General features: G+C 57.7%; 3 protein-coding genes. 2 read left to right on the forward strand and 1 reads right to left on the reverse strand.

All coding sequences use genetic code 11. The annotated features are described in order from the left end of the window. Nucleotides 1–343: 343 nt before the first annotated feature. The gene (locus tag AB4043_RS21850; protein WP_442301437.1) at nt 344–1,057 is read right to left on the reverse strand and encodes a polysaccharide deacetylase family protein; all 714 of its coding nucleotides are present in this window, start codon (nt 1,055–1,057) and stop codon (nt 344–346) included. A 186-nt stretch (nt 1,058–1,243) separates the two neighbouring features. Between AB4043_RS21850 and AB4043_RS21855 the strand changes: the two genes are divergently transcribed. Together AB4043_RS21855 and AB4043_RS21860 are read left to right on the forward strand one after the other, a co-directional pair. Beyond that, nucleotides 1,244–1,891, forward strand: coding sequence for a deoxynucleoside kinase (locus AB4043_RS21855; RefSeq protein ID WP_442308076.1), 648 nt, complete (start codon nt 1,244–1,246; stop codon nt 1,889–1,891). A gap of 100 nt (nt 1,892–1,991) precedes the next feature. Further along, nucleotides 1,992–2,537: a hypothetical protein gene (locus AB4043_RS21860; RefSeq protein ID WP_442301439.1), complete on the forward strand. Its 546-nt coding sequence runs from the start codon at nt 1,992–1,994 to the stop codon at nt 2,535–2,537. Nucleotides 2,538–2,646: the final 109 nt, after the last annotated feature.

Below are 2,646 nucleotides of genomic sequence, written 5' to 3' on the forward strand. Positions count from 1 at the left end.
GGTTGAAGGTCAGCACACTGATGACGGCGAACAGCGCAAGAAAATCGCCGAAGTTCGAGACCACCTGGGCGTACCAGAGCCGGCGCATAGTGTTGATCTTCAATACCTCACGCATCGACATCGGTTCCGGGTGAACGTGCGGAGGCGCCTGTGCCTGGGTCTGCGTGCTCATATGGGTCTTTCCTCTAAAGAGCGTTTTCCCTATTGCTGAGTATCCCGGAAGGGCTGTGCAGCGGCGTTTTCATTTCGGAAAACGCCCATAGATGTGGAAGCTCCACGTTACTCCTATAGGGAAAAATGCTCTAACGCTAGAACGTGGATGCCGTGAGGAAATTGTAGGAGCTTAAACCCAAATTTCGGGAGTGACAAATGTCAGGTTCCTGATATTTCTTTCCAGCAACAGAGAGGTAGCTTCCACGGTGGGCATGCGCTTGGCTCCCAGCCCAAGATGGCTGCCGTCATGCAGTAGAAGGTTGGAGGCGCGGCCTTTCTTCCGATTGGCGGCGATGCCCCTCTCCAGGCGCTCCAGAAGTTGCTGCGGCGATGCGGGATTCCAGTCCTGCGCGGCGACATTCCACTCCACGGGGATCAGACCGAGCTCGCGCGCAATGCGAAGCGTGGCGGGGCGGCGGGCTCCGAAGGGAGGACGGAAGAAGCGGATCTTCTGTCCCAGGGTTTGCTCCAGGATGTCGTTGGTCTCGGTGAGCTGACGCCGTGTCTCTCGCGATGAGGTGATGGCCAGGTTCGGGTGGGTGAGGGTGTGATTGCCGATCAGGTGTCCGGCAGCAGCGACGCGCCGCGCCAGCACCGCTTCTGCTTTCACAAAGCTGCCCACCATGAAGAAGGTCGCATGGACCTGGTGCTGCGCCAGGATGTCGAGCAGCCGCAGTGTTGCATCAGGATTGGGGCCATCGTCATAGGTGAGTGCGGCCTGTCCTGGGTCTGACCCGGCAATGAGAGTGGCGCCATAGAGCTGGGATTCCGGACGATAGGCTGCGTACACAGAAACACCGATGCCAGCGGCAACCGCCGCTCCGGCAAGTACAGGGGAAAGCATGCCTCTTAATAATGCTCTTTGGAGACGTAAGCGCGGTAGGGAACTGAGGTGAATCCAGTTACATCGGTTATTGGGATATGGATATATCGAAATGGAAGAGCCCTGCCATGTGCTTCGTTCGTTACTTGGCGCGGTATCCGGCGGGTGATATTTTGCTTTTTATTCGCCTTTCTGGAGGGTTTCGTCATGCTGTTCGATTTGCCCAGTTACATCGCCATTGAAGGTCCCATCCGTGTGGGGAAATCGACCCTGGCAGGCATGCTGGCTGAAAAGATGGAGGCGCATCGCGTTACCGAGCCCGAAGACAATCCTTTTCTCGACCGCTTTTACCGGCAGGAAGCGGGCATAGCCTTTGCCACCCAGATGTGGTTTCTCGAGGCTCGGTATAGCCAGTTACAGGCTGCGGAGCGGAAGGCCGGCGGTGGTCTTGTGCGCCAGAGCGTTGTTTCCGACTACATCTTCGAGAAAGACAAGCTCTTTGCCTGCTTGAACCTGGGGGACGATGAGCTGAAGCTCTATAACCGCTTTTACGAGCCCATGCGTTCTAACCTTTCGACGCCTGACCTGGTGATCTACCTGAAGGCGACGCCCGACGTGCTGCGTACGCGACTGAAACGAAAGGGCGTTCCTGGGGAACGTGCTGTCAGCGAGGAGTACCTGGAGACGGTGATCGAGGCGTATGAGCACTTCTTCTCCCGCTACACGGCCAGCGATCTGCTGGTGATCGATACCTCGCAGATCGATTTCGTGCACAATAATCGGGATCTGCAGGCTCTTTTCCGTCGCCTGGATGCTCCGGTAAAAGGGACGCAGYATTTTCTGATGGTGGGATAGGCGCGATTCCCTTACAACTTCCACCATGGGACAGTGGTCCTAGAGAATAGGGCTCAGTACTCCATCGGGAGTTTGTTCCCATCAGGAGTTCTCAAAAGACATGTTCGATCGGGTTTTGATCTTTCTGATGGGGATGCTTCTGTTCCTCGGCTCGAGTGCGGCGCAGCAATCACCGACACCCGATACTCCGGGCGCGAGCGAAAGTTCTGGAACGCTGCTGAAGGTTCAGATGCAGGAGCGTGTCAGCTCCGCGGATGCCCGGAACGGTCAGGTACTGCGCGGTCAGCTTACCGCGGCCGTTACTCTCGAGGGCCGGACCTTCGCTGTGGGAGCTCCGGTGACGGTTACGGTGGTTGCCGTTGCCAAGGCAGGGGAGATCGACAGCGCGGGAGAGCTTTCGCTGCAGGTGGAAGCGGTTGGGCAAGAGGAAGTGCTGAGCGATGTCATTGTGATCCTGGGCAAGAAAGGCACGAACGAGCTTGGGGACGCGCCAGCCAAGGGAACTGAGGCTGTGGTGGAGGCGAAATCCGTGCTGACGTTCCATGTTTTTCCGCTGGGGCTTGCGTATCGGGAGCGTCAGGCCGGGGCAGGGAAGAGGTTGGAGTTGGCGGGGGCGGTCGGTACAGGTCAGTTGTCCGTGGAGTAGATCCGGATCTCGCTTCGCGAGATATCCCGCCCATCGCTTTATCACCCAACGAAGTTCGTCGGGGACCCGAATATCCCACATCTCGGCAGAGCCGAGATATGGGATATTC

Source organism: Terriglobus sp. YAF25 (assembly GCF_052113305.1).
Classification (GTDB): domain Bacteria; phylum Acidobacteriota; class Terriglobia; order Terriglobales; family Acidobacteriaceae; genus Terriglobus.